Source organism: Bacillus sp. IT-79MI2, assembly GCF_949768135.1.
GTDB classification, from domain to species: Bacteria; Bacillota; Bacilli; order Bacillales; family Bacillaceae_G; genus Bacillus_A; species Bacillus_A pseudomycoides.
This window is the reverse complement of the sequence record NZ_CATKPV010000121.1, coordinates 1-1,301: the sequence shown is the minus strand read 5'-3', so window position 1 is coordinate 1,301 and position 1,301 is coordinate 1. Positions and strand designations below refer to the sequence as shown.

The following is a 1,301-nucleotide window of genomic DNA, read 5'->3' as shown; positions in this document are numbered from 1 at the left end:
TGATATGATCCCCTTATAGTAGACAGTAAAAAGAAAGCACATTAATCTGTTTACTATGGAGGGGATTTTTCTATGGGGAAAATTAGAGTAACTTACGATATAGAATTTAAGAAAAAAGCAGTAGATTTGTACTTGAAAGAAGGAATGAGCTATAAAACCGTTGCTAAAGAATTAGGAATTCATCACTCAGTCGTAAGTCGTTGGGTGAAACACTTTGAAGCTGAAGGAATCAAAGGGCTAGAAGAAAAACGCGGTAAAGCGAAAGGCACAGGTTTGGGTAGACCAAGAACGAAACCAGAAGATTCAGAAGCTAAGATTAGACGATTAGAGGCGGAGAATGAAATGTTAAAAAAGCTCTTAGGGATGTAAAAGGAGGCATAAAAGCTATATCCAAAACGAGAAAGTTTGAAGTCATTCATGAGATGTTAGAAAAAGGTTATACGGTTACCATTCTATGCGATATTGCTGGTGTAACCAGAAGTGGGTACTATAAGTGGAGAAAACGAAACTCAGCTTTTTCTGAAAAACAATTGGAGGATGCCGAAATCAAGAAAAAGATATTGATGTGCCATAAAAAACTTAGAGGGATTTATGGATACAGAAGAGTACAAGTGTGGCTGAAAGTCACATACAACCTTCATTTGAATCACAAACGCATACAAAGGTTGATGGGGGAACTAGGCATTAAAGCGGTTATTAGAAGAAAACGTCCTTACTATGGAAAAAAAGAAGTCTATGTGGTTTCAGATAACCATCTAAACAGGAACTTCCAAGCTTCAAAACCAAACGAAAAATGGGTAACGGATATTACCTACTTGATTTTCAATGGACAGCGATTGTACTTATCCGCTATTCAGGACCTGTACAACAATGAAATCGTTGCCTATGAAATCAGTCGTAGAAACGACTTAAAACTCGTGTTAGATACTCTTAAAAAGGCAAGGAAAAAACGAAACGTCAAAGGGATTCTCTTACATAGTGATCAAGGGTTTCAGTACACATCCCGCCAATATAATCAATTACTTAAAAAATATCAGATGAAGGCAAGTATGTCTCGAAAGGGAAACTGTTGGGACAATGCTTGTATAGAAAACTTCTTCAGCCACTTTAAGTCAGAGTGTTTTCATTTATACTCTTTCCGTAAAGCCGATGAGGTTAAACTTGCCGTGCGCAAATATATACAATTTTATAATCACCAAAGATTTCAAAAGAAATTAAATAACCTGAGTCCATATAAATATAGAACTCAGGTTGCTTAGTGGCGCTTTTTAAATACTGTCTACTTGACAGGGGTCACTTCA

General features: G+C 36.5%; 2 protein-coding genes. Both read left to right on the top strand.

Translation table 11 applies throughout. The features are described 5' to 3' along the window. Positions 1-72 precede the first annotated feature (72 nt). Positions 73-369: a transposase gene (locus ACM6HU_RS26415; protein WP_016113570.1), complete on the top strand. Its 297-nt coding sequence runs from the start codon at positions 73-75 to the stop codon at positions 367-369. An 8-nt stretch (positions 370-377) separates the two neighbouring features. After that, positions 378-1,259 carry an IS3 family transposase gene (locus ACM6HU_RS26410; protein WP_033671822.1) on the top strand — a complete coding sequence of 294 codons (882 nt, stop codon included), beginning with the start codon at positions 378-380 and terminating at the stop codon, positions 1,257-1,259. The last annotated feature ends 42 nt before the right edge of the window (positions 1,260-1,301 follow it).

What these genes read in the sequence shown, in the direction of transcription:
- ACM6HU_RS26415 (WP_016113570.1), top strand. Translation starts at nt 73, where the DNA reads ATGGGGAAAATTAGAGTAACTTACGATATAGAATTTAAGAAAAAAGCA.